Source organism: Jhaorihella thermophila, assembly GCF_900108275.1.
GTDB classification, from domain to species: domain Bacteria; phylum Pseudomonadota; class Alphaproteobacteria; order Rhodobacterales; family Rhodobacteraceae; genus Jhaorihella; species Jhaorihella thermophila.
Genome location: NZ_FNVD01000026.1, coordinates 1 through 21,622, shown reverse-complemented (window position 1 = coordinate 21,622; position 21,622 = coordinate 1). Strand labels below are relative to the sequence as shown.

The window sequence follows — 21,622 nt, the reverse complement described above, 5'->3', positions numbered from 1 at the left end:
CTCGGCGCGGTCTCGCTCGCCGCGCTCGTGCGTCATCTCTGCCTGCGCGCCGGGCTGGCGGAGGAGCGGATCGACGTCTCCGGCCTCTGGGGCGCCGTCGAGGGGCTGGTGATCCCGGCCATCGAAAGCCCCCGCACGACCATCTCGATGCTGGCCCGCCACTTCGGCTTCGATGCGGTCGAGAGCGAGGGCGTGATCCGGTTCCGCATGCGGGGAACGGCGCCGGTCGCCACCATCACGCCCGACGACCTGGTCGCAGGCAACGGCGAGGACATCGAGCGGACCCGCAGCCAGGAGACCGAACTGCCCCAGATCCTGCGCTGGAGCGTGGCCCGCGCCGACGAGGATTATGACAGCGCCCTCGTCGAGGCCCGCCGCATCACCACCGGCGCGGTGCGCGTGACCGCCGAGAGCTTTCCCGTTGCGGTCGCCCCCGAGGAAGCAGAGCGCCGCTGCCGCAGGGCGCTGATGGAGGCCTGGACCGCGCGGGAACGGGCGAGTTTTGCCCTGCCACCCTCGCGGCTCGCGCTCGATCCGGGCGACGTGGTGCAATTCGATGACGACACCGCCACCGAGTTCCGCCTCATGCGCATTGCCGACGGGCTTGCCCGGCGCATCGAGGCCGCCCGTCAGGACCGCGAGGACTACGACCTGCCGCCGGGAGCCCAGCGCGCGGCCGCTGTCGCCCGCTCCGTGCCGCTCGGCGCGCCGCAGGTGGCGATCCTCGATCTGCCGCAGCTGACCAGCACTCACACGCCACCGCGCCCCTTGATTGCGGTCGATGCCGATCCCTGGCCGGGCACGGTTGCCGTCCTGCGCAGTCCCGAGACATCGGGCTGGGCGAGCTTTGCCACGATCACCCGCCGCGCGCGGATCGGCATTCTGGCCGCCGATCTTCCCACCGGACCTGTCTGGAGATGGGATCAGGGCGCGGTCATGGAGATCGACCTTCCCTGGGGCCAGCTCGAGAGCGTGACCGAGTTGCAGCTCTTTGCCGGCAGCAATGCCTTCGCCGTGGAGAGCGCGCCGGGCACATGGGAAATTCTACAGGCCCGCGACGTGACGCTGGTCGCGCCCGGCCGCTATCGCCTCACCACGCTCCTGCGCGGCCAGCGGGGGGCCGAACATGCCATCGGCAATCCCGCCCCGGCCGGGGCGCGGGTCGTGGTTCTGGACGGGGCCGTCACCGAACTGCCCTTCACCGTCGGGGAGATCGGCCTGCCGTGGAACCTCGCCGTCGGACCGGCAACGCGACCGGTGTCGGACACGACCTATACGATCCTGTCCGTGACGCCCGTGGGCGCCTCGCTCCGGCCCTTCGCCCCGGTGCACCTCGCGGCCCGCGCGGAGGCCTCAGGCGACATCACCCTTTCCTGGACGCGCCGCTCCCGCGACCCTGCGGCCGACAGCTGGGAGGCGGCCGAAGTGCCGCTCCTCGATCAGCCCGAAGCCTGGGAGATCGACATTCTCGACGGCGCAACCGTGAAGCGGATGCTGGCAGCAGTCATAGCCAAAGTGATCTACACCCCCGCCGATCAGATGGCCGACTGGGGCGCGACGCTGGAGCCGGGCGCCGCGCCGACCATCCGCGTGGCCCAGCTCGCGCCGTCTCTCGGACGCGGGACTCCCACCGAAGACATCGTCACCATTACTTGAGGCTCCCATGACCACCCCGAACCTCGCGCTTCCTTACATCGCCGCCGCGCAGGCGCAGAAGCATGTCACCCACAACGAAGCCCTCGACCGGCTCGATGGCCTCGTGCAGCTTTCCGTCACGGATCGGGATCTGGCCGCGCCGCCCGCGAGCCCCTCCGAGGGCGACCGCTATATCGTCGCTGCCGGCGCCACGGGCGCGTGGGCCGGATGGGATGGGGATGTGGCGCTGTTCTCGAGCGGTGCCTGGCTGCGCCTGTCCGCGCGCGAAGGCTGGCGTGTCTGGGTCGAGGACGAGGCGACGCTTCTCGTGAGATCGGGCGGCGCGTGGATCACGCTCGAGGCCGCGCTCGGGCTGGTGACGCGGAGCACAGACGTGACCCTCGCGCTGAGCCCGAACGGCGCCGCGACGCGCCTGACCGTCGCCGAGGAGACGCTCGCGACCCTCGCGGGCCCCACCGTCACCTCGAGCATTGCCATCCACGCCCGCGCGATCGCCCTCTGCGTCTCGACCCGCACCACCAGCGCGATCACCGGCGCCACAAGCTACGACTGCGGCATCGCCGGCAGTCCCGCGAAGTTCGGCGGCTCCCTCGGCACCGCCGCCAGCGCCTCCAACCTCGGCATCATCTGGCCCGAGGCTTTCTGGGCCGACACGCCCATCGTCCTCACCGCCAATGGCGGCGACTTCACCGGCGGCGCCGTGCGCATCGCCATCCATGCCTTCGCATTCACCCCGCCAGACTGAGGCCGCCATGACACCTCCCAGATCCGAGCAGGGCTTTGTCCGCATGCCCGAGGACGAGTTGCCACTTCGCCCACGAGGCACCTGTCGCGGAGGCTGCGCGCCGACCGGCCTTTCCCAAGGCTTAGGGGCCCCAGATTTGCGAAGCCCTTGTGAAGGTAGGTCGCGCCCCTGGTTTGATGGTTTCCATTGCAGGGATGGGCCGAAGAAAAAATGTGAGAACGATGCCTCGCCCGAGCCCGCTGGTGGGACGGGGGCGTGAAGAGTTTGCCCGAAACCTGATCCAACCTGCGGGCAGAACCGTAAGGAGAAAGACGAACAAGAAAGGCGGTCGACAGCATGTGGCGGACAACGGTGTTCTATGACGGCAGCTGCCCCCTGTGCACGGCGGAAATCGACCACTACCGGCGCAGGGATCGGCGCGGCGCCCTTGAGTTCGTCGATGTATCCAAACCTACGGAGCGCCTGCCTGAAGGCGTTGATCGCGCGGCCTTGATGGCCCGGTTCCACGCGCTGGCGCCGGATGGTCGGCTACGCTCGGGCGCGCGGGCGTTCGTGACCGTCTGGGCGCAGCTGCCAGGCTGGCGATTTTTGGCCCACGTGGCCGGGCTGCCCGGAGTGCTGGCACTGCTCGAAGGGCTCTACCGGCTGTTCCTGCCGGTGCGACCGCTCTTGGCCCGGGTGGTTCGGTTGAGTCGAGGGCGCGTGGCATGAGGCGCGCCTTGGCGGGCATGGCCGGGATCTGCCTTGCCGCGGTGATGTCGCTGGCGGCTGCGGCGGGGGAGAGGATGAACACTCTGGACGACTTCAGCGAAGGCCTGTCGCCGGACTGGTCCTTCGTCACCGATCAGGTGATGGGCGGGGTCTCGACGGGAAAGGCCACGCTTGAGCGAGCGGATGGCGAGGCATTCCTGCATCTGACCGGGCGGGTCAGCACCGAGAAAAACGGCGGTTTCATCCAGGCACGGCTCATGCTCGAGCGCCCTCTCCCGGCAACGGCCCGGGGGCTCGAGCTTGAGGTGCGCGGCAACGACCAGACCTACTATGTCCATCTGCGCGGGCGCGGGCCCTCCCTGCCGTGGCAGTTCCATCAGGCGCCGTTCGAGGCCGCCGCCGACTTGCGCGTCGTGCGCATCCCCTTTGACGCCTTCCGCCCGCGCGGGATGATCCTCGGCCGGCCGATCGCGCCCGAGCGGATCCGCAGCATCGCGGTGGTCGCCTATGGACGCGATCATGAGGCCGATCTGGCCGTGCGCCGGCTGGGGTGGTATTGATCGGCGTGGCCCGATCTTCACGGCGCCCCCGCCGTAACCTGACCACCGCGAGCGCGCCCATCACCGCATTCGGCCAGCGCAACAACAGGCAGGACGCCATGACCGAGCCGACCCGGAAATCCGTTGCCCCCGGCATCGCCGGCACGAGCACCGGCACGGGCGCGGGGGGGGAGAGCGCGCTTGTGCCGCTGCCCGCGCGCGAGGACGCGCCCGCACGCCGGGCGCGCCGGTGGCCGTGGCTTGTCGCGCTTGTCGTTATTCTCGCCGGTGCGGGGTTGGCCTTCATGCGCGGCGGCGGTGGAGGGCCGGCCGTTCCGGTCGAGGTTCTTGCGCCGGCGCCGGCCGAGCGGGTGCTGATCGTCTCGGGACGAACCGAAAGCGCGCTCTCCGCCGATCTGACCAGCCCCGTGGCGGGCACCGTCCTCGCGGTCCTCGCCGAGGAGGGGCAAAGGGTTGCCGAGGGCGCCGAGCTTGTCAGCCTCGATGACGGCAGGGCGCGCGCCGCACTCCGGCAGGCGATTGCCGCCCTCGATGCCGCGATGCTGCGCCGACAGCAGGCAGAGGACGACGCCCGGCGCGCCGAGGAACTGGGTGCGGTCGTGCCGAAGGTCGAACGCGACCGCGCCGAGAAGGCGCTGGCTCAGGCCCGCGCCGAGGAGGAGCGCCTTTCGGCCGCCGTCGAACAGGCGCGCCTTGCGCTGGCCGACTACAGCATTCGCGCGCCCTTCGCCGGCACTGTCCTGAGCCGCGCCGTCGATCCGGGCGAGACGGTTCAGCCCGGCCGGCTTCTCCTGCGGCTTGCCGATCTCGACAGGCTGCGCGTCATTGTCGAGGTGGATGAAGCTCTCGCCGCCGCCGTCCGTCCCGGCCAGCGGGCGGTTGTCGAGCTTGCGGGGCGGGATGCGCTGCTCGAGGGGCGCGTCGCCTGGATCGCGCCCGAGGCCGATGCCGTCACCGGAACGGTGCCGGTTCGTATCGCCTTCGAGAACATGCCCGAGGGGGCGCAGGTGGGCCTGACGGCAGTGGTGAACATCACCGTGGCACAAAGCGCGGCGGCGCTGACGGTGCCGCGCTCGGCGCTCGTCGAGGGGCCGGCGGTCTTCGTGCTGCGCGACGGGCGGGCGGTGAAGGCCCCGGTCGAGATCATCGACTGGCCGGCGGAGCGGGTGGAGATCACGGGCGGGCTGGCCGCAGGCGATACGGTCATCCTGAACCCCGAGGGGCTGGCCGACGGGCAGGAAGTGCGCGCCGCGCCGCCCCCCGGCGGGGCGGGCTGAGCCATGCTCTACGGGGCCAAGATGGCGTGGCGGCATCTGGGGTCCGCGCCGGGGCAGACCGCGCTTCTGGTGGCGGGCGTGGCCGCGGCGGTGTTCATCTTCATCTTCATGAGCGCGCTCATCGGCGGGCTGGCGGAGCTTCTGGTCAACCGCACGCTCGGGAATCAGGCCCATGTCACCGTCGCAGCCCCGGACCGGCCGCTGCCCCTCCTCGTGCCTGCGCAGGGGCGCCACATCCTTGCCGCAAGGCAGGCCTCGACCAGCCCCAGCCTGGGGCTCGCGGCGCCGCGCGCCTGGGAGGCGACGCTTGCAGCCTTCCCCGGCGTGCGGGTGATCGCGCCGAAGCTCGTGGGCAGCGGCGTGCTGATCCGGGGCGAGGTGACCCGGCCGGTGACGCTGACCGGGCTGGAGCCGGGGCGCGAGAGCGCGATCATCCGTTTTGAAAGGTCCATGGTGGCGGGCACGGCGGCGCTGGCGGCGGGCGGGGTTCTGATCGGCGAGACGCTGGCGCGCGATCTTGGATTGTCCGTGGGCCGGGCCGTCACCTTCCGCGCCGACAACGGCAACAGCGTGACGCTGACGGTGAGCGGCATCTACCGCCTCGGCCTCGGCCAGCTCGACGAGGCGGCCGCCTTCGTGCCCATCAGCGCCGCACAGGCGGTGCTGGAGCGGCCGGGCCGTGTCTCGGCGATCGAGCTGAAGCTCGACGACCTCTATGCCGCGCCCGCGGTGGCCGCGCGCATTGCCGCCGCCACCGGGCTCGACGTGACGCCCTGGACCGAGACAAGCGCCCAGCTTTTCGAGGCGCTGCGCGCGCAGGGCAACACCGGGCTGATCCTCAAGGTATTTGCCATGATCACCGTGGTCATCGGCATCGCCTCGGCGCTGATGCTGACCACCTTCCGCCGGCGCGGCGAGATCGGCATCATGCGGGCCTTCGGCGCCACCCGGCGCTTCATCCTCTATGTTTTCGTGCTGGAGGGCGCGCTGATCGGGCTGGCGGGCGGGCTGGCGGGCGCGCTTCTGGCTGTGGCGGCCCTGTCGCCCTTCCCCCCGATCGAGGAGGTGCAGCCCGGCCAGCTGCCGGTCGATCTCGGACAGGGCTCGATCGGGCTCGCCATATGGCTCACCACGCTCGGGGCAACGCTTGCCGCGCTCCTGCCCGCGCGCGCGGCGGCCCGGCTCGATCCGGTCGAGGCGATCCAGCAATGAGCGCGCCGGTTCTCGAAGTGCGCGAAGTGCACAAGGTCTATGGCGAGGGGGCCACGGCCACGCATGTGCTCAAGGGCGTGAGCCTTGCCATCGACCGGGGCGAGATGGTGGCGCTGATCGGGGCGTCGGGCTCGGGGAAAAGCACGCTTCTCAACATTCTCGGCACGCTGGCGCGGCCCACGTCGGGGCAGGTGACGATGCTGGGCGAGGACCTTACCCGCGCCGACGACGACACCCTGACCGAGTTTCGCAACCGCCATATCGGCTTCGTCTTCCAGTTCCACCACCTGCTGCCCGACTTCACCGCGCTCGAGAACGTGATGTTCCCCTCCGCCGTGCGCGCGGGGCGCGAGCGGGCGCAGGCGCGGGCGCGCGCGGCGGCGCTTCTCGCGCAGGTCGGGTTGAGCGAGCGGGCGGATTTTCGCGCCACGCAGCTTTCGGGCGGGCAGAAGCAGCGGGTGGCGATCGCGCGGGCGCTGATGAACGGCCCCGAACTCATCCTCGCCGACGAGCCGACCGGCAACCTCGACCGCCAGAACGCCATGCAGGTGATGGATCTGCTGGCGCGCATCAACCGGGAGAGCGGCACCAGCTTCCTGATCTCGACCCATGACGAAGAGATCGCCGCGCGCTGCGGCCGCCGCGTCGTGATCAGCGACGGGGTGATCGCGGCGGACAAGCGCGCCGCCCGCTGAGATTGTTCGCGCGAATCTTTGGCGAAGAGTGAACCGCGCGCCGGCGCGAGCCGTATCTTCATCACAACCAACCCAAGAGGAGGACTTCCATGTTCCGCATGACCCAACTGGCCACCAGCGCCGCGCTCACGATGGCCGCTGCCACCATGGCCTTCGCCACCGCGGCGACGCTTGCGCTCGCGCCCGTTCCGGCGCTCGCCGGCGCCCACATGAAGAAGGACATCGTCGATACCGCCGTCGAGGCCGGCAGCTTCAACACGCTCGTGGCCGCGGTGCAGGCCGCGGGCCTTGTCGAGACGCTCAAGGGCGAGGGCCCCTTCACCGTGTTCGCGCCCACCGACGAGGCCTTCGCCAAACTCCCCGCCGGCACGGTGGAAGAGCTGCTCAAGCCCGAGAACAAGGGCAAGCTTACCGCCATCCTCACCTACCATGTGGTGCCGGGCAAGGTGATGTCCTCCGACCTCAAGGACGGCATGATGGCCAAGACCGTTCAGGGTCAGGAGGTGAAGTTCTCGCTGATGGGCGGCGCCAAGGTGAATGACGCCAATATCGTTCAGGCCGACATCGAAACCTCGAACGGCGTGATCCACGTGATCGACACGGTGATCCTGCCCGCCGAGTGACGGTCGGAACGGTTCCGGTCCCATGGCTGGGCGAAACTCCCTGCAGGTCGTGTGTTTCAAGCGCGACCTTCGCGCAAGTGACAACTCCCCGCTTTCGCGCGCCATCCAGCATGGACCGGTCCTGCCGCTCCACATCGTGGAGCCGGCGCTCTGGTGGCTCGAGGATGCCTCGGGCCGCCAATTTGCATTCAGGCGGGGGCACGCATGGCCGCCGGTGCTGGGCGAGGTACGCCCTTGCTCGATGAGCTGTTGGCAGGCGCGCCATCATGCCCGACAGGACCGAAACGGGGAATTGCCAAGCGAGACAGAGACATGAGCGACCGCGCCCTCGTCATCGGGGCTTCGGGCGGCATCGGTGACGCCCTCGCCGAGGAATTCACGCGACGGGGCCATGCCGTCACCGGCCTGTCGCGGCGGGCCGACGGGCTCGATGTAACCGACCCGGCATCGGTCGAGCGCGTGCTGGGCGGGGTCGAGGGGCCCTTCGCGCGCGTCGTCGTGGCCATTGGCATCCTTGCGCCGGCAGGCCGGCGGCCCGAGAAGAGCCTGGCCGAGATCGACGCCAAAGCCATGGCTGAGGTGATGGCCGTCAACGCCATCGGCCCGGCGCTGATCCTGCGGCACCTGCCACGCCTTCTGCCCCGCGAGGCGCCAGCCGTTGCGGCGGTGCTGACGGCGCGGGTGGGCTCGATCGGCGACAACCGGCTGGGCGGCTGGTTCTCATACCGCGCCTCGAAGGCGGCCGCCAACCAGATCGTGCATACCGCCGCCATTGAGCTTGCCCGAACGCATGCGAAAGCGGCGCTGGTGGCCCTGCACCCCGGCACCGTGGACACGCCCTTCACCGCCGCCTATCGCGGGCACCAAAAGCTCGACCCGGCCGAGGCCGCGCGCCGGCTGGCGGATGTGATGGAGGGGCTGACCCCCGCGCAGACGGGCGGCTTCTTCGACCACCGTGGCGAGGCGGTGCCGTGGTAGCGCCGCGTCTCGTCCTCGTTCTCGGCGATCAGCTGACCGAGGGCATCGCGGCGCTTGCTGCCGCCGACCGTTCGCGCGATGTGGTGGTGATGGCCGAGGTGATGGCGGAGGCAACCTATGTGTGCCACCATCCGCAGAAGATCGCGCTGGTCTTTGCCGCCATGCGCAAGTTTGCCGCGCTCCTCGAAGCGGCTGGGTGGCGCGTGGCCTACACCCGGCTGGATGACCCGGAAAACGCTGGCTCCATCCCGGCCGAGCTGTTGCGCCGCGCCGAAGAGACCGGCGCCTTCGAGGCGATCGCCACCGCGCCCGGCGACTGGCGGCTGCGCGCGGCGCTCGAGGCGGTGCCGCTGAGGCTGCGCATTCTGGAGGATGACCGCTTCCTCTGTTCGGCGCGCGACTTCGCGGCCTGGGCCAAGGGGCGCAAGACGCTGCGGATGGAATGGTTCTACCGCGAGATGCGCCGCAGGACGGGGCTGTTGATGGAGGGCGACGCCCCCGCCGGCGGGCGGTGGAATTTCGACGCCGAGAACCGCAAGCCGCCGAAGGCGGGCCTCGGCTTTCCCGACCCGCCCGTCTTTGCCCCCGACCGGACGGTGCGCGAGGTGCTCGATATCGTCGCCGACCGCTTCGGCGCGCATTTCGGCGAACTCGAGCCCTTCGGCTGGCCCACCGACCGCGACGAGGCGCTGACTCTTCTGGCCCATTTCCTGCGCCGCGCCCTCCCATGCTTCGGCGACTTTCAGGATGCCATGGTGACGGGGGTGCCGGTGATGTTCCACTCGCTGCTGTCGCCCGCGCTGAACCTCGGCCTTCTCTCCCCGCTCGAGGTCTGCCGCGCGGCCGAGGCCGAATGGCGCGCGGGCCGGGCGCCGCTCAACGCGGTCGAGGGCTTCATCCGGCAGATCCTCGGCTGGCGCGAGTTCATCCGCGGGGTCTGGTCCCTGGAAGGACCGGACTACATGCGCCGCAACGCGCTGGGCCATCGCCGCAAGCTGCCCGCCCTCTACTGGGGCGCGCCCACGCGGATGCGCTGCATGGCCGAGGTAGTCGGCCAGACCCGCCGGCGCGCCTATGCCCATCACATCCAGCGGCTGATGGTCACCGGCAATTTCGCGCTGCTCTCCGGGGTCGATCCGGCGGAGGTGCATCGGTGGTATCTCTCGGTCTATGCCGATGCCGTCGAATGGGTCGAGGCGCCCAACACGCTGGGCATGAGCCAGTTCGCCGATGGCGGGATGGTGGCGTCAAAGCCCTATGTCTCCTCGGGCGCCTACATAAACCGGATGTCGGACTACTGCCGCGGTTGCGCCTATGACGTGACGGCACGGACCGGCCCGAATGCCTGCCCCTTCAACCTGCTCTACTGGCACTTTCTCGACCGCCACCGCAACCGCTTCGCCGCGAACCCGCGCATGGCGCAGATATACCGCGGCTGGGACGGGCGCGACGGTGCCGCCCGCGCGCGGGTGCTGGCCGAGGCCGAGGCGTTCCTTGCCCGGCTGGACGCGGGCGAGCCGGTCTGACCGTCAAACCGCGAGCGCGGCAAGGGCAAGCGCGGCGATCGCGCCCGCCGTCAGCCAGAGGCGCAGGCGCGGATACCAGGCGGGTGCCTCGGTGCGCGCCGTCGCGGTGCGTTCGGCCGCGAGCAAGCCGGCGAAGGCCGCAGCCAGAAGGGCAAGCCCGGACAGGGGCGGCAGGAAGGGCGCGGCCAGGGCCGGCAGGGCGAGGAGTGCGAAGCCCGCCTGCCGCAGCGCGCCGCCGCCGGCGGCCAGCACCATCGCCCAGCGGGCGCCGGCCATGAAGGCGAGAATGACTGCGCCCCAGGTCAGCTCGGCCCGAAGCGCCACGTAGGCCAGGCCTATCCCCGGCGCGAGATGGGCCAGAGCCGCAAGGCCCCAGAAGGGAACGAGCCCCGCCGTGCCGAGCGCCGCCGCAGCGCGGGCCGTGCTCATGCCGCGGGCGCGGCCAGCGCCGCCTCGATCGCGGCGCGGGCCTTGCGCGCGGTGGGCTTGAACGTGCTCGGCATCCAGGTGATGATGCGCCCGTCGCGGCCGATGAGATACTTGTTGAAGTTCCAGCGCATGCGCTGGCCGGACTCGGCCGCAGCCCATTTGAAGAAGGGGTGCGCCGCCGCGCCCACCACATGCACCGGCGCCGTCATCGGAAAATCGACGCCATAGGTCAGCTCGCAGAAGTCCTTGATCTTGCCCGCCTCGTCATATTCCTGCCGGAAGTCGGTCGAGGGCGCGCCGATCACCACCAGCCCGCGGTCGCGATAGTCCTGCCAGACCTGGACGAGGTCGCGGTATTGCGGCGTGAAGCCGCAGAACGACGCGGTGTTGACGACGAGCAGCACCTTGCCGCGCCATTGCGACAGCGGCATCGCGCCGCCCTCGAGCGCCTCGAAGGTGAAGTCCCAGGCGGTCTGCGCCCGGGCGGTGGCTGGCACCAGCGCAATCGCGCCGGCCCCGGCGATCAGTTGAAGCATGGTGCGACGGTTGGTCATGTCCGGTCCTCCTGTGAAGATTTCGCGCCGCTGCCGCGAAAGAGGGCGTGAAAGAGCGGCAGCGGCAGGAAGCGCCCGAGCGTGAAAGCCCAGGCAAACGGCGCGGGGAAGCTCGTCGAGAACCGCCCCGAGCGGATCGCCGCCAGGGTGCGGCGGGCGGCGTCTTCCGGTTCCATGATCTGGGGCATGGCAAAGCTGTTCTTCGCCGTCAGCCGGGTGCGGATGAAGCCGGGGTTGACGCGCTGCACCACCAAGCCCGATCCGGCAAGATCGGCGCGCAGGTTCTCGGCCAGATGCATCAGCGCGGCCTTGGACGCGCCATAGCCGATGGCACCAGGCAGGCCGCGAAAGCCCGCAAGCGAGCCGATCAGCACCACCCGGCCCGCCCCGCGCGCGGCCATGCCGGGCACCACATGCGACAGCACCGTGAGCGCGCCGGTGAAGTTGACCTCCGCGATCGCCTCGGCCACGCCCGGCCGCCAGGCGCGCGCGCTCATCGGCTCATAGGCGCCGGCGGCATAGATCACCCCGTTGGGCAGGCCCACCGCCTCGGCCACCTGCGCGACGGATTCCGAATCCGTCACATCCAGCGGCTGCGCGGTCATGCGCGGCTCTTCCGCCGCCAGCGTCTCGAGTGCTTCTCGGGAGCGGGCCGAGGCGATCACCTCAGCCCCCTCGCGGGCCATCAGGCGCGCAAGCTCGCGCCCGAGGCCGGCGCTTGCGCCCACGATCCACCAGCGCTGGCCGGTGAAGCCGCTCATTGCCCGCGCTCCGCCGCGGGGCGGATGGTGGCCACGAGCTCGGCCACCTTGACCCCGAACTTGCGCATCTGCGAGCGGTTGAGGATCACCCCGTCGGGGGCGAGATACATCCAGTCCACCACGTCGAGCACATGCCCGCCGGCCGCTTGCGGAAGGCGCAGCCGGTAGGTGAGCCGCGCGGTCGCCCCCGAGACCACGCCCTCTGCCTGACCCATGATGTCGGGCGCGGTGGCGGTGAAGCGGCCGCCCTCATGCACCGTGATGGTCCAGGCGCGCTCCTGCGTCATGCCCGAGGCGTAGCGGAAGCTTTCCGAAAGCCGGCCGGTCGCGCCCTCCCACGCGCCGTTCATCTCGGCCACGAAGCGACTTGTCACCGCGCCCGTGGGCCCGAAGATCACGCCTTCCGAGATCATCATGCCACCGAGATGGGTGCGCAGGTCGAAGGCCGGTTCGGTGCCGGCATAACGGGCGGGCGACTGCGCGGCGAAGCTGAAGAAGAGCCGCTGGGCGGCAAGTCCGAGCGCGAGCAGCACGAAAAGGGTCGCGAAGAGCTTGAGCATCAGAAGACCTTTCGGGGCAGCGCCAGCAGAAGGCCAAGCGCGAGGAGTTTAAGAAGGCAGGGAAGGACCGCATAGCCGAGCACCAGCGCCCGGGCGGCGGCCGGGTCCGGCGCGGTGCCGGGCACATAGCCGGCGAGCGACAGCACCGGCAGCACCAGCGCGGCGGCAAGCGCGAGCGCCAGCTTGCCCGCGAAGGACCACAGACCAAAGGCAAGCCCCTCGGGCAGGTCATGGCGGGCCAGAAGCGCGGCAAAGAGCGCAGGCAGAAGCACCAGCTCTGCCCCCACCGCCGCGCCCGAGCCGAGTGTCACCGCGCCAAAGCGCCAGGCGGCACCCGCGGGCAGCACCGCCGCCCAGCCGAAGGCGGCGATGGCCAGGAGCATCGCCGCCGCCAGCACCGGGCGCGTGCCGAACCGGCGCGCAAGCGCCGCCCAGCCCGGAGCGGCCACGGCGGCGGCAAGGAAGAACCCGGCGAGATAGGCGCCGGCAAGCGGGCCAAGCCGCAGATGATCCTCGACGAAGAACAGAAACAGCGTCGCCGTCACCGCGACTGGAAGCACGTTCAGCAGCGCCAGCGCCAGCAGCCAGCCGCCGCCCGCGGCGATTAGCGGGCGCAGCGCAGGCGGCGCGGCGGCGCGCGGCGCGATGCCCGCCCAGAGCGGCCGCGCCGCCCACCAGACCACAAGGGGCGCGAGGGCCATCACGATACCAAAGGCGGCATAGCCGGCGCGCAGCCCGAGCCCGGCGGCGAGAAACGCGGGCAGAACCGAGGCGACGAGCACACCCACAAGCGCGCCGCTCTCCCGCCAGGCGGCGAGGTTCAGATGCGGGCCGGCCTCGCGGCTTGCAGCGATCTCGACCGACAGCGCATAGAGCAGGATCGTGCCCAGGCTGTAGGCGGTGAACAGCACCACGAGCCCCGTTGCCATGAGCCACAGCCCCGGCTGTGCGGCGAACACCGCCGCAAAGCCGCCGCCAAGGCTGAGGAGCGCCAGCGCCGCGAGCCCTCCGGCGCGCGAGCGCATCCGGTCCACCAGCCGCCCGAGAAGCGGATCCTGCACGAAATCGAGCACGCGGAGCGCCAGCAAGATACCGCCGACCGAGGCCAGCGGCAGCCCCAGCGCGGCCACAAAGCGCGGCAGATGCACGTAAAGCGGCAGCCCGGCCGAGGCCAGAAGCCCCGCCATCAGCGCCACGCGCCAGCGCGCGTCAGTGGGCGCGAGCGAAAGGGCGGCCGCCTCAGCCATGCTCGAGCACCACCTGCACCACATCCGTCTGCCCAGTGGCGAAGGCGGCGGCGCAGGCATTGAGGTAATAGCGCCAGGTCCTGAGCGCGGTGGCGTCGAAGCCGTAGTCGGCGAGCCGGCCGGCTCGGGCCTGCATGCGGGCGTTCCATTCGCGCAGGGTGCGGGAATAATCCGCACCAAAGGTGAAGCGGTCCACAACCTTCAGCCCCGCCCGGCGCGCCTCGAGCGCGATCACCGCGTCGCACAGCAGCATCCCCCCGGGGAAGGTGTGATGGCGGATGAAATCGGTGCCGCGGCGGTAGATGTCGAAGGTGGCATCGGGCACGGTAATCGCCTGGATTACTGCCCGCCCGCCGGGTTTCAGCCGCGCCTTGAGCGTGCCGAAGTAGGTGGGCCAGTAGCGCTCGCCCACCGCCTCGATCATTTCGATCGACACGATGTTGTCGAACTGCCCGGACACGTCGCGGTAATCCTGCAGGCGGATCTCGGCGCGCCCGTCGAGGCGGGCGTCGGCATGGGCCTTCTGGCTGGGCGAGATGGTGATGCCGGTCACCCGATGGCCGCGCTCGGCGGCGCGCTCGGCGAAGCCGCCCCAGCCGCAACCGATCTCCAGAAGGCTCCCCGTCGCGGGGCCGAGCTTCTCGAGGATTCGGTCGCATTTGGCCAGCTGCGCAGCTTCGAGCGAGGTTTCGCCGCCGGCATAGAGCGCCGAGGAGTAGTGCATCCCCATATCGAGCCACTGGCGGTAGAACTCGTTGCCCACATCGTAATGGGCGCGGATGTTGCGCGCCGCTCCCGCCTTCGAATTCGCGCGCAGGAGCCGGTCGAGCGCGCGCAGCGCCAGGCGCATGAGCGGCCGCGGGCGGTCGAACCCGCCCAGCTCGTCAAGATTGAGAAGTGCGAGCGCGCAGACCGCCTCGATGTCGGGGCTGTCCCAGAGCCCGGCCACATAGGCCTCGCCGAAACCCACATCGCCACGGGCGCGCATCGCCGTTACGGCGGACCAGTCGCGCAAGATCAGCTCGGCCTGCGGCTCGCCGCGCCCGAAGTGATGCACCGCGCCTTCGGGGGTGGTCAGCCGCAGGCTGCCTTGGCGGATGGAGGCGCAGGCATCGAGAAAGGCGGAGCGCACCGAGCGGCGCAGGATCGCAGGGCGCGACGGCGCGGCCGCCGGGTTGGCAAAGGTGTCGGTCATGGGCTGGTCTCCTGGGCCGGGGGAGCGGGGCGGTCGCGCCAGCGCGCGCCCTTGAGCGCAAGGCGGGCGGCATGCCAGTGGATGAGGGCGAGCGTGCGCAACGGCCCCAGCGGATGGCGCAGAAGCAAGGCGAAGGCCGCGCGCCGGGCGAGAGGGATCAGCGGGCCGGTGAGCCTCGCGGCCACGCCCTCTGCGCCGTTGCGGTGCAGGATGCGTATGTCGAGCGCCTCGGGGCGGATGTCGAAGCGGAAGGCATAGTCGCCGGCCACGTCCTGAAACGGCGAGACGTGAAAGATCTTGGCCGCTGTCAGCGTGTCCTCCGGGGCGATCGGCCGCCCGTCGGGGTGATGGCAGAGATAGGAATGGCGGTCGCCCCAGGTATTGGTGACCTCGGCGATCACGGCCACCAGCGCGCCGCCCTTCCACGCCAGCCAGAAGCTCACCGGGTTGAAGCTCCACCACAGAAAGCGCGGGGTCGTCAGAAGCCCCAGCCGGTCGGGCCGGATGCCGCGGCGGCCCAGCACCTCGCGCGCCCAAGGCGCACCCCGTCCGCGCCCGGGTGGGCCGCCGTGGTCGACACTGCGCACCGCCAGCAGGCCGAACCGCCCCCGGCGCAGCGGCCAGGGCAGTGGCGCGCCAGCCTCGGGTTCGGCCTCGGCGTTGGCCTCGGGGTCGATCAGCACCATCTCCACCCGGTGCGACAGGCTGTGGCTCACCGGCCCGCGGCGGCGGTGGGTGGTACGCCCGGCAAGGCGCAGCGGCATGGCAGGGAGCGCGCTCATGCCGGCAGCATCCCTTCGGCGCGCCCTGCACCAGCGCCGAGCCTGCGGGCCTTGGCATCGAGCCCGCGCGCGACCCGCGCGGCACTTGCGCAGCCGTCCTCGTGAAAGCCGTGGCGCAGCCATGCGCCCGCGAACCAGGTGTTGCTCGCGCCCTGCATCGCCGCGATGCGCGCCTGCGCGGCAAGCGCGGCGCGATCGAAGACCGGGTGGCGGAAGACGGTCTCGTCGTAGATGCGCTCCTCGCGCAGCCTGCGCGGCGGGTTGAGGGTGACGAAGAGCGGATCGATCTCGGGGATGTTCTGAAGGCGGTTCATCCAGTAGGTCACGCCAACGCCCTTTACGCCTGCCTCGCGGCTTGAGACATAGTTCCATGCCGACCACGCCTTGCGCCGGCGCGGCATCAGCGCGGCATCGGCATGCAGCACGGCGCGGTTGTCCTGAAAGCGGATCGCCGAGAGCGCGGTGCGCTCCTGCGCCGTGGCATCGGACAGAAGCCGCAGGGCGACATCGGCATGACAGGCAAACACCACCTCGTCGAAGCGTTCGGGCGCTCCGCCAGGCAGGCCGAGCGTTACACTTCCGCCCTCGCGGCGGACATGCGCGACCGGCGTGCCGGTGCGCAAGGCCACGCCGCGGCGCTTCAGGTCGGCGGCGAGGCGCTCGACATAGGCGATGGAGCCGCCCCTCACCGTCCACCACTGGTGCTGGCCGCGGGCCGACATCAGACCGTGATTGAGGAAGAAGCGCACCATGGCGCGAGCGGGAAAGTCGCCGATCCGCACCGCCGGCGTGGACCAGATCGCCGCGCACATCGGCCGCAGGTAATGGTGCTCGAACCAGCGCCCCAGCCGCAGATGCGCCACCAGATCGGAGAGCGTCATGTCGTCGGTTGCCGCCTCGGGCGCGCGCGCGTTGAAGCGCAGGATGTCGCGGATCATGCCCCAGAAGGCGGGGCGAAGCGCGTTGCGCGGCTGGGCGAGCAGCGCGCCGGGCGAGCGCAGGGCGTATTCGATCCGCCCATCGGCAAGCGAGGCGCCGAAGCTCATGTCGCTCTTCTGAACCGGCACGTCGAGATCGTCGAAAAGCCGGCCGAGATGGGGGTAGTTGGCATGGTTGAAGACGATGAAGCCCGTATCCACCGCCCGGTCACCGGTCCGTCCGGCCACGACGGTGCGCGCATGCCCGCCAAGCCGGGGTGCGGCCTCGAACAGCGTGACCTGGTGGGCGGGCGCGAGAAGCCGCGCCGCGTAAAGGCCGGAGATGCCGCCGCCGATCACGGCAATGCGGCGCGGTGCTGCCGGGTGGGTGTCGAAGGCCATGGGCAAATCCTTTCGCTATCGTCACCTCGTATTACGCATCAGCCAGACGGCCGGATCAGATCGAGCGCAACCGGCGCATCTTTCTGCCCTTCGAGAGTGATCCGGCCATGCAGCGTCTGCGTAACTCCGACATGACCCTCGATCATGCACCTGACACTGCCTGCGACACCTTCGCGCCCGCCGCCCCGCCCCCTTCGACTTGCCTTCGGGCCGGCGAGGCGCTTCTGTGTCTCGGAACGAGCGCCTCGTCTCGCTGCGGTCGGGAGGCGGGCGCGGACGGGCGGCAGCGAGGGACAGGCATGACCGGCGAGGTCGATACGATCAGCGAGGAAACCCGGCTCCTCATCCGGGTGCGCGACGGGCGCGACCGTCAGGCCTTTGCCGCACTCTTTGCCCATTACGCGCCGCGGCTGAAGGCGATGCTGCGGCGCGGGGGCATGGGCGAGGCGCAGGCCGAGGAGGTTGTGCAGGAGGCGATGCTCGCCGTCTGGCACAAGGCCACCCAGTTCGACCCGACCCGCGCCAGCGCCTCGGCCTGGATCTACCGCATCGCCCGCAACCGCCAGATCGACATCTTCCGCCGCGAGGGCCGCCCGGTGCCCGACGAACTCACCGAGTCGCCGCCGCCCGAACCTGACGCCGCCGACGCGCTGGCGCTTGACCAGGAAACCCGCCGCCTGCGCGCCGCGCTCGAGGCGCTGCCGCCGGCCCAGCGAGAGATGGTCGAGCGCGCCTATCTCGGCGAGCTGTCCCACAGCGAAATCGCCGCGGCGACCGGCCTGCCGCTCGGCACCATCAAGTCGCGCATCCGCCTCGCGCTCGAGCGCCTGCGCCACGAACTCAAAGATCTCCGCCAGCCATGACGCCTGCGATGACGCACCACATCACCCACCACCTGCCCGAGCCGATGCTGGCCGACTATGCCGCCGGCCGGCTGGGGCACGCCTTCTCGGTGGCCGTCGCCGCCCATGTCTCGCTCTGCGACGAGTGCCGCGCGCGGCTCGCCGCGCATGAGGCCGCCGGCGGCGCGGTGCTCGAGACACTGCCGCCCGAGCCGGTCTCGGACGATCTCATGGCGCGCGTCATGGCGCGGCTTGACGACCCGGCCGCCGCACCGCCCGAGCCGCCGGCGCCCTCAAGCATCTTTCCCGGCCCCGTCATGGCCGCGCTCAAGGGCCGCCCGCCGCGCTGGCGCTCGCTCGGCATGGGGATCCGCCAGTCGCTCCTGCACGCGGGCAAGGACGGCTCGCTCAGGCTTCTCTACATCCCCCCGGGCCGCGCGGTGCCCGACCATGGTCACGAGGGGCGGGAGCTGACGCTGGTGCTGCAGGGCGCGTTCCACGACGAGACCGGGCATTTCGGCGTGGGTGACATCGAGGTGGCGGATGCGAGCCTCGAGCACACTCCCGTGGCCGATGAGGGCACGCCCTGCATCTGCCTCGCCGCCACCGACGCGCCGCTCAGGTTCCGCGCCCTCGTCCCGCGGCTGTTGCAGCCGATCTTCCGCATCTGAGATGGGCAGCGCCATCGCCATCCACTGGTTCCGCCACGACCTGCGGCTGGCCGACAACCCCGCGCTTTCCGCCGCCGACGCGCGGGGCCGCGTGGTGCCGGTGGTGATCGATGACCCCGCGCTCGAGGCCGCTCACCCGCCGGGCAGCGCCTTCGCCTGGTGGCGCGACCGCTCGCGTGCCGCGCTCGACCGCGCGCTCGGAGGCGCCCTGCGGGTTCTGCGCGGCGATCCGGCAACGCTTCTCACCGATCTCGCGACGCGGCACGGCGCAAGCCTCGTCACCTGGACGCGCGCCTATGAGCCCTGGACGATCGCCCGCGATACCGCCGTCAAGGCGGCGTTGAAGGCGCGCGGGCTGAGCGTTGAAAGCCACAACGGCGCGCTCCTGTGGGAGCCGTGGGAGACGGTCAAGCCCGACGGCGCGCCTTACCTCGTTTTCACCCCCTTCTTCCGCCGCGGCTGCCTTGGCGCCGCCCAGCCGCGCCGCCCGCTGCCCGCCCCGCGGCTCGACCCGGTCCCGCGCGCGGGTGACGAGCCGGGCGTCACCACGCGCTCCGAGGCGCCGTGGGAGCGCAAGCTCGCCCGCCACTGGCAGATCGGCGAGGCGGCGGCGAAGGCGGCACTCGCGCGTTTCGTCGAAGAGCGCCTCGCGGGCTATGCGAAGGGGCGCGACTTTCCGGCCCTTTCCCATACCTCGCGCCTCTCGCCGCATCTCGCGCATGGCGAGATCTCGCCCAATGCCGTCTGGCACGCCGTCGAGGGCGCAGGCCCCGCGCAGGATGTGGCATCCTTCCGCGCCGAGCTCGGCTGGCGCGAGTTCTGCGCCCACCAGCTCTTTCACTTCCCCGATCTGCCCGAAGCACCGCTCAGGCCCGAATTCGCCGCCATGCCCTGGCGCGAGGACGCAGAGGCGTTGGCGGCCTGGCAGCAGGGGCGGACGGGCGTGCCGCTGGTGGATGCCGGCATGCGCGAGCTGTGGCAAACCGGCTACATGCACAACCGGGTGCGGATGGTGGTGGCCTCGTTCCTCACCAAGAACCTGCTCATCGACTGGCGCGCGGGCGCGCGCTGGTTCGCCGACTGCTTGGTGGACCACAGCCCCGCGTCGAACGCCGCGAGCTGGCAGTGGGTGGCCGGCTCGGGGCTTGATGCGGCACCGTATTTCCGCATCTTCAACCCCGCCATCCAGGCCGCGAAGTTCGACCCCGAGGGCACCTATATCCGCCGCTTCGTGCCCGAGCTCGCGCCGCTGCCCGACCGCTGGATCGGCGCGCCCTGGACGGCTCCCGAAACCGTTCTGGCGCGGGCAGGCCTGCGGCTGGGGCGCGACTATCCGCGGCCAATCGTCGACCTCGCCGCCTCGCGCGAGCGCGCGCTCGCGGCCTGGCACGCGCTTCGCGGTAACGTGGCACAGACATGACGCCGCACCGGCCAGATCCGAGGAGACACTACCGTGAACATGACGACCACTCTCGTCGCGCTGCCCTTCTTCGCCGCCGCCCTCGCCGCCGCGGCCTCGGGGGCCTTCTTCGAGGTCAATGGCGCCTGGTATCAGAGCCTTCGTGCCCCGTCCTTCCGCCCGCCGCCGTGGCTGTTCGGGCCGGTCTGGACCGTGCTCTACGTGATGATCGCGGCGGCCGGCACACGGCTCGCGCTGCACGCTGAGGGCGCGGACGCTCCTGCACTGGTGGCAGTCTGCCTCGGTCTCTGGGCGCTGCAGATGGTGCTCAACGCGCTGTGGACACCGGTGTTCTTCGGCGCCCATGACCTCGGCGGAGCGCTGGTGCTCATCGTGCTGATGTTCGCATCCACCGCGCTCCTGGCCGGGCTTGCATGGAAGGTTGACCGGGTCGCCGCGCTTCTGCTTCTGCCCTACCTCGGATGGGTCGGCTTCGCGACGATCCTCAACGCCGCCTTCTGGTGGCTGAACCGTTGATGTGACGCCATCATCCGCCCGGATCGCGGATTGTTTGCTGCCGCCAGCGAACGGGCTGGATCTCGCGCAAGTTGTGGAGAACGTTCGCCCCCAGTCCCTTCCCCTCCGCCACTTGCCCCCGCGAAAGCGTCCTCAGGGTCCGGCTGCGGTCGGAATTTTCCGTTGTTTTCGAGGGTTGTGCGGGTGGGGCTATTCACCTTCGCCGGCGCGAGACGGCCGAAATCTGTCTCTACGGGCTGATATTCTCTGAACCTGTTGACTGCACGGATTTGGTGAAATTTTCGCAATCCACTGATTTCGAAAGAAAAATTTGCAACGCAACCTGAACACTTCGATGCCGGTGGCGTTAGCCAAAAAGAACTCAGATCGAACCCTTTTTCGTTGCGGCGGCTTGATCGGTTCGACCGGTCGCGTAGTGCCCCCTTGTGGACCGGCATAATCATTGAATACCATCCTCCCAAAACAGAATGTTCCGCAACAAGTAACATGGCAAGATCGCAGAAAACGCAGGTTATCGAGTACTTGTTCAACAAGCATTGGAACGAGACCAGAGGCGTGCTCGACAAGACGCTGATGAGCCTCGACGACGTGGCCGAGGCGATCCGAGAGTGCAACAAGCTGTATGGGTTGACGCTTAGCGACAGGAACCCTGCGAATTTCATGAAGGATTTGCTTCGCGGAGCCAACGCATCGAACAATTGGCCAGCCTCCGTTGCCAAGCGAAAGTTTACGGGAATTCAACGCACGGGCGATGGCGAGTGTTTCGAGTTCATCCCTTATCGTCCGGGCCAGACGGAGCCCTTTCCAGACGCATTCAAGGTTCGAGCCGACGCGCCGCGTTACCCGGTTCAATCGATAAGCCTTCCGCTCGCAACGAAATCGCTCGGCAGGTCAGACGAGACCTGGCTAATCCAGACGGCCATCAATCTCCGCGTGGTCGAGACGCACTTCGCAATCGCGCCAGCGTATCCACTCTTGGAGCTCACGCACCTGCAGATGGGCATCAAGCTCCGCTCGACAGAGATCGATGCGCTGTTTCTCGGGAAGGCTGGCGACCCCAAGAATCCAGATTCTGTACTGGTCACCTGTGAAGCTAAGCAGGCCAAGGATCCACTGATCCCAAGCCAGATCATTAATCAGGTTCACGCTCGGCCAACTCAACGATGGTGGTGAACTCGCCCGATTCCAGCATGCGCTTTGAGCTACTCCCCAATGTCTGGACAGTTTCCGGCTTGATTTAAGCTACTCTTTGCTCCTGCTGACCGGGTTGGGTTTCGTCTTTTCTCAGCCAGTAGACCACGGCTGGGGGTTTGCCGCCAAGGGCGGAATGGGGGCGCTTGCGG

The 21,622-nt window shown here is 70.0% G+C and carries 23 protein-coding genes; 15 read left to right on the top strand and 8 right to left on the bottom strand.

Annotated features, from left to right (window positions below; all coding sequences use genetic code 11):
- The 10 genes from C4S70_RS16875 to C4S70_RS16830 form a co-directional block, all read left to right on the top strand.
- On the top strand, positions 1-1,656 hold a 1,656-nt coding region (locus C4S70_RS16875), incomplete at its 5' end, for a phage tail protein (protein ID WP_200822796.1).
- A gap of 7 nt (positions 1,657-1,663) precedes the next feature.
- Positions 1,664-2,401 carry a DUF2793 domain-containing protein gene (locus C4S70_RS16870; protein WP_104009271.1) on the top strand — a complete coding sequence of 246 codons (738 nt, stop codon included), beginning with the start codon at positions 1,664-1,666 and terminating at the stop codon, positions 2,399-2,401.
- A 336-nt stretch (positions 2,402-2,737) separates the two neighbouring features.
- On the top strand, positions 2,738-3,112 hold the full coding sequence (locus tag C4S70_RS16865; protein ID WP_104009270.1) for a thiol-disulfide oxidoreductase DCC family protein: 375 nt from the start codon (positions 2,738-2,740) through the stop codon (positions 3,110-3,112).
- A complete protein-coding gene (locus C4S70_RS16860) occupies positions 3,109-3,672 on the top strand; it encodes a CIA30 family protein (RefSeq protein WP_104009269.1) in 564 nt (187 codons plus the stop codon). The genes C4S70_RS16865 and C4S70_RS16860 overlap by 4 nt, the downstream gene beginning before the upstream one ends.
- Before the next feature lie 98 nt (positions 3,673-3,770).
- On the top strand, positions 3,771-4,949 hold the full coding sequence (locus tag C4S70_RS16855; RefSeq protein ID WP_104009268.1) for an efflux RND transporter periplasmic adaptor subunit: 1,179 nt from the start codon (positions 3,771-3,773) through the stop codon (positions 4,947-4,949).
- Positions 4,950-4,952: 3 nt separating this feature from the next.
- On the top strand, positions 4,953-6,161 hold the full coding sequence (locus C4S70_RS16850) for an ABC transporter permease (RefSeq protein WP_104009267.1): 1,209 nt from the start codon (positions 4,953-4,955) through the stop codon (positions 6,159-6,161).
- Positions 6,158-6,856 carry an ABC transporter ATP-binding protein gene (locus tag C4S70_RS16845; protein WP_104009266.1) on the top strand — a complete coding sequence of 233 codons (699 nt, stop codon included), beginning with the start codon at positions 6,158-6,160 and terminating at the stop codon, positions 6,854-6,856. The genes C4S70_RS16850 and C4S70_RS16845 overlap by 4 nt, the downstream gene beginning before the upstream one ends.
- 89 nt (positions 6,857-6,945) lie before the next feature.
- Positions 6,946-7,479 (top strand): fasciclin domain-containing protein, encoded by a 534-nt coding sequence (locus C4S70_RS16840; RefSeq protein WP_104009265.1) that lies wholly within the window; start codon positions 6,946-6,948, stop codon positions 7,477-7,479.
- A gap of 312 nt (positions 7,480-7,791) precedes the next feature.
- The gene (locus C4S70_RS16835) at positions 7,792-8,457 is read left to right on the top strand and encodes an SDR family NAD(P)-dependent oxidoreductase (protein ID WP_104009264.1); all 666 of its coding nucleotides are present in this window, start codon (positions 7,792-7,794) and stop codon (positions 8,455-8,457) included.
- Positions 8,451-9,983, top strand: a complete 1,533-nt coding sequence (locus C4S70_RS16830) for a cryptochrome/photolyase family protein (protein ID WP_104009263.1) — start codon at positions 8,451-8,453, stop codon at positions 9,981-9,983. Before C4S70_RS16835 ends, C4S70_RS16830 begins: the two co-directional genes overlap by 7 nt.
- Positions 9,984-9,986: 3 nt before the next feature.
- On the opposite strand, the gene C4S70_RS16825 is transcribed toward C4S70_RS16830, so the two are convergent.
- The 8 genes from C4S70_RS16825 to C4S70_RS16790 are packed head-to-tail and all read right to left on the bottom strand — an operon-like array spanning position 9,987 to position 16,830.
- The gene (locus C4S70_RS16825; protein WP_104009262.1) at positions 9,987-10,412 is read right to left on the bottom strand and encodes a DUF3429 family protein; all 426 of its coding nucleotides are present in this window, start codon (positions 10,410-10,412) and stop codon (positions 9,987-9,989) included.
- Positions 10,409-10,966 carry a glutathione peroxidase gene (locus C4S70_RS16820; protein WP_200822795.1) on the bottom strand — a complete coding sequence of 186 codons (558 nt, stop codon included), beginning with the start codon at positions 10,964-10,966 and terminating at the stop codon, positions 10,409-10,411. The genes C4S70_RS16825 and C4S70_RS16820 overlap by 4 nt, the downstream gene beginning before the upstream one ends.
- Positions 10,963-11,727: an SDR family NAD(P)-dependent oxidoreductase gene (locus C4S70_RS16815; protein WP_104009261.1), complete on the bottom strand. Its 765-nt coding sequence runs from the start codon at positions 11,725-11,727 to the stop codon at positions 10,963-10,965. The genes C4S70_RS16820 and C4S70_RS16815 overlap by 4 nt, the downstream gene beginning before the upstream one ends.
- A complete protein-coding gene (locus C4S70_RS16810) occupies positions 11,724-12,287 on the bottom strand; it encodes a DUF3833 domain-containing protein (protein WP_104009260.1) in 564 nt (187 codons plus the stop codon). The genes C4S70_RS16815 and C4S70_RS16810 overlap by 4 nt, the downstream gene beginning before the upstream one ends.
- Complete coding sequence (locus tag C4S70_RS16805; protein WP_235003870.1) at positions 12,287-13,534, bottom strand: MFS transporter; 1,248 nt, start codon at positions 13,532-13,534, stop codon at positions 12,287-12,289. Before C4S70_RS16805 ends, C4S70_RS16810 begins: the two co-directional genes overlap by 1 nt.
- Positions 13,527-14,729, bottom strand: coding sequence for an SAM-dependent methyltransferase (locus tag C4S70_RS16800; RefSeq protein WP_104009259.1), 1,203 nt, complete (start codon positions 14,727-14,729; stop codon positions 13,527-13,529). Before C4S70_RS16800 ends, C4S70_RS16805 begins: the two co-directional genes overlap by 8 nt.
- Complete coding sequence (locus C4S70_RS16795) at positions 14,726-15,511, bottom strand: DUF1365 domain-containing protein (protein ID WP_104009258.1); 786 nt, start codon at positions 15,509-15,511, stop codon at positions 14,726-14,728. Before C4S70_RS16795 ends, C4S70_RS16800 begins: the two co-directional genes overlap by 4 nt.
- Entirely contained in the window at positions 15,508-16,830 is a 1,323-nt protein-coding gene (locus tag C4S70_RS16790) for an NAD(P)/FAD-dependent oxidoreductase (protein WP_104009257.1), read from the bottom strand. The genes C4S70_RS16795 and C4S70_RS16790 overlap by 4 nt, the downstream gene beginning before the upstream one ends.
- A gap of 299 nt (positions 16,831-17,129) precedes the next feature.
- On the opposite strand from C4S70_RS16790, the gene C4S70_RS16785 reads away from it, so the two are divergent.
- The 5 genes from C4S70_RS16785 to C4S70_RS16765 all read left to right on the top strand — a co-directional run bounded on the left by C4S70_RS16785 (position 17,130) and on the right by C4S70_RS16765 (position 21,452).
- A complete protein-coding gene (locus C4S70_RS16785) occupies positions 17,130-17,693 on the top strand; it encodes a sigma-70 family RNA polymerase sigma factor (protein WP_104009256.1) in 564 nt (187 codons plus the stop codon).
- A gap of 8 nt (positions 17,694-17,701) precedes the next feature.
- The gene (locus C4S70_RS16780) at positions 17,702-18,343 is read left to right on the top strand and encodes a ChrR family anti-sigma-E factor (RefSeq protein ID WP_104009255.1); all 642 of its coding nucleotides are present in this window, start codon (positions 17,702-17,704) and stop codon (positions 18,341-18,343) included.
- Position 18,344: 1 nt separating this feature from the next.
- Positions 18,345-19,763: a cryptochrome/photolyase family protein gene (locus C4S70_RS16775; RefSeq protein ID WP_104009254.1), complete on the top strand. Its 1,419-nt coding sequence runs from the start codon at positions 18,345-18,347 to the stop codon at positions 19,761-19,763.
- Between the two features lie 39 nt (positions 19,764-19,802).
- Positions 19,803-20,279 (top strand): TspO/MBR family protein, encoded by a 477-nt coding sequence (locus C4S70_RS16770; RefSeq protein WP_104009253.1) that lies wholly within the window; start codon positions 19,803-19,805, stop codon positions 20,277-20,279.
- A 555-nt stretch (positions 20,280-20,834) separates the two neighbouring features.
- Entirely contained in the window at positions 20,835-21,452 is a 618-nt protein-coding gene (locus C4S70_RS16765) for a hypothetical protein (RefSeq protein ID WP_200822794.1), read from the top strand.
- The last annotated feature ends 170 nt before the right edge of the window (positions 21,453-21,622 follow it).

Coding starts and splice junctions, on each gene's coding strand:
- C4S70_RS16870 (WP_104009271.1), top strand. CDS start 1,664: ATGACCACCCCGAACCTCGCGCTTCCTTACATCGCCGCCGCGCAGGCG.
- C4S70_RS16865 (WP_104009270.1), top strand. CDS start 2,738: ATGTGGCGGACAACGGTGTTCTATGACGGCAGCTGCCCCCTGTGCACG.
- C4S70_RS16860 (WP_104009269.1), top strand. CDS start 3,109: ATGAGGCGCGCCTTGGCGGGCATGGCCGGGATCTGCCTTGCCGCGGTG.
- C4S70_RS16855 (WP_104009268.1), top strand. CDS start 3,771: ATGACCGAGCCGACCCGGAAATCCGTTGCCCCCGGCATCGCCGGCACG.
- C4S70_RS16850 (WP_104009267.1), top strand. CDS start 4,953: ATGCTCTACGGGGCCAAGATGGCGTGGCGGCATCTGGGGTCCGCGCCG.
- C4S70_RS16845 (WP_104009266.1), top strand. CDS start 6,158: ATGAGCGCGCCGGTTCTCGAAGTGCGCGAAGTGCACAAGGTCTATGGC.
- C4S70_RS16840 (WP_104009265.1), top strand. CDS start 6,946: ATGTTCCGCATGACCCAACTGGCCACCAGCGCCGCGCTCACGATGGCC.
- C4S70_RS16835 (WP_104009264.1), top strand. CDS start 7,792: ATGAGCGACCGCGCCCTCGTCATCGGGGCTTCGGGCGGCATCGGTGAC.
- C4S70_RS16825 (WP_104009262.1), bottom strand. CDS start 10,412: ATGAGCACGGCCCGCGCTGCGGCGGCGCTCGGCACGGCGGGGCTCGTT.
- C4S70_RS16820 (WP_200822795.1), bottom strand. CDS start 10,966: ATGACCAACCGTCGCACCATGCTTCAACTGATCGCCGGGGCCGGCGCG.
- C4S70_RS16815 (WP_104009261.1), bottom strand. CDS start 11,727: ATGAGCGGCTTCACCGGCCAGCGCTGGTGGATCGTGGGCGCAAGCGCC.
- C4S70_RS16810 (WP_104009260.1), bottom strand. CDS start 12,287: ATGCTCAAGCTCTTCGCGACCCTTTTCGTGCTGCTCGCGCTCGGACTT.
- C4S70_RS16805 (WP_235003870.1), bottom strand. CDS start 13,534: ATGGCTGAGGCGGCCGCCCTTTCGCTCGCGCCCACTGACGCGCGCTGG.
- C4S70_RS16800 (WP_104009259.1), bottom strand. CDS start 14,729: ATGACCGACACCTTTGCCAACCCGGCGGCCGCGCCGTCGCGCCCTGCG.
- C4S70_RS16795 (WP_104009258.1), bottom strand. CDS start 15,511: ATGAGCGCGCTCCCTGCCATGCCGCTGCGCCTTGCCGGGCGTACCACC.
- C4S70_RS16790 (WP_104009257.1), bottom strand. CDS start 16,830: ATGGCCTTCGACACCCACCCGGCAGCACCGCGCCGCATTGCCGTGATC.
- C4S70_RS16785 (WP_104009256.1), top strand. CDS start 17,130: ATGACCGGCGAGGTCGATACGATCAGCGAGGAAACCCGGCTCCTCATC.
- C4S70_RS16780 (WP_104009255.1), top strand. CDS start 17,702: ATGACGCACCACATCACCCACCACCTGCCCGAGCCGATGCTGGCCGAC.
- C4S70_RS16775 (WP_104009254.1), top strand. CDS start 18,345: ATGGGCAGCGCCATCGCCATCCACTGGTTCCGCCACGACCTGCGGCTG.
- C4S70_RS16770 (WP_104009253.1), top strand. CDS start 19,803: ATGACGACCACTCTCGTCGCGCTGCCCTTCTTCGCCGCCGCCCTCGCC.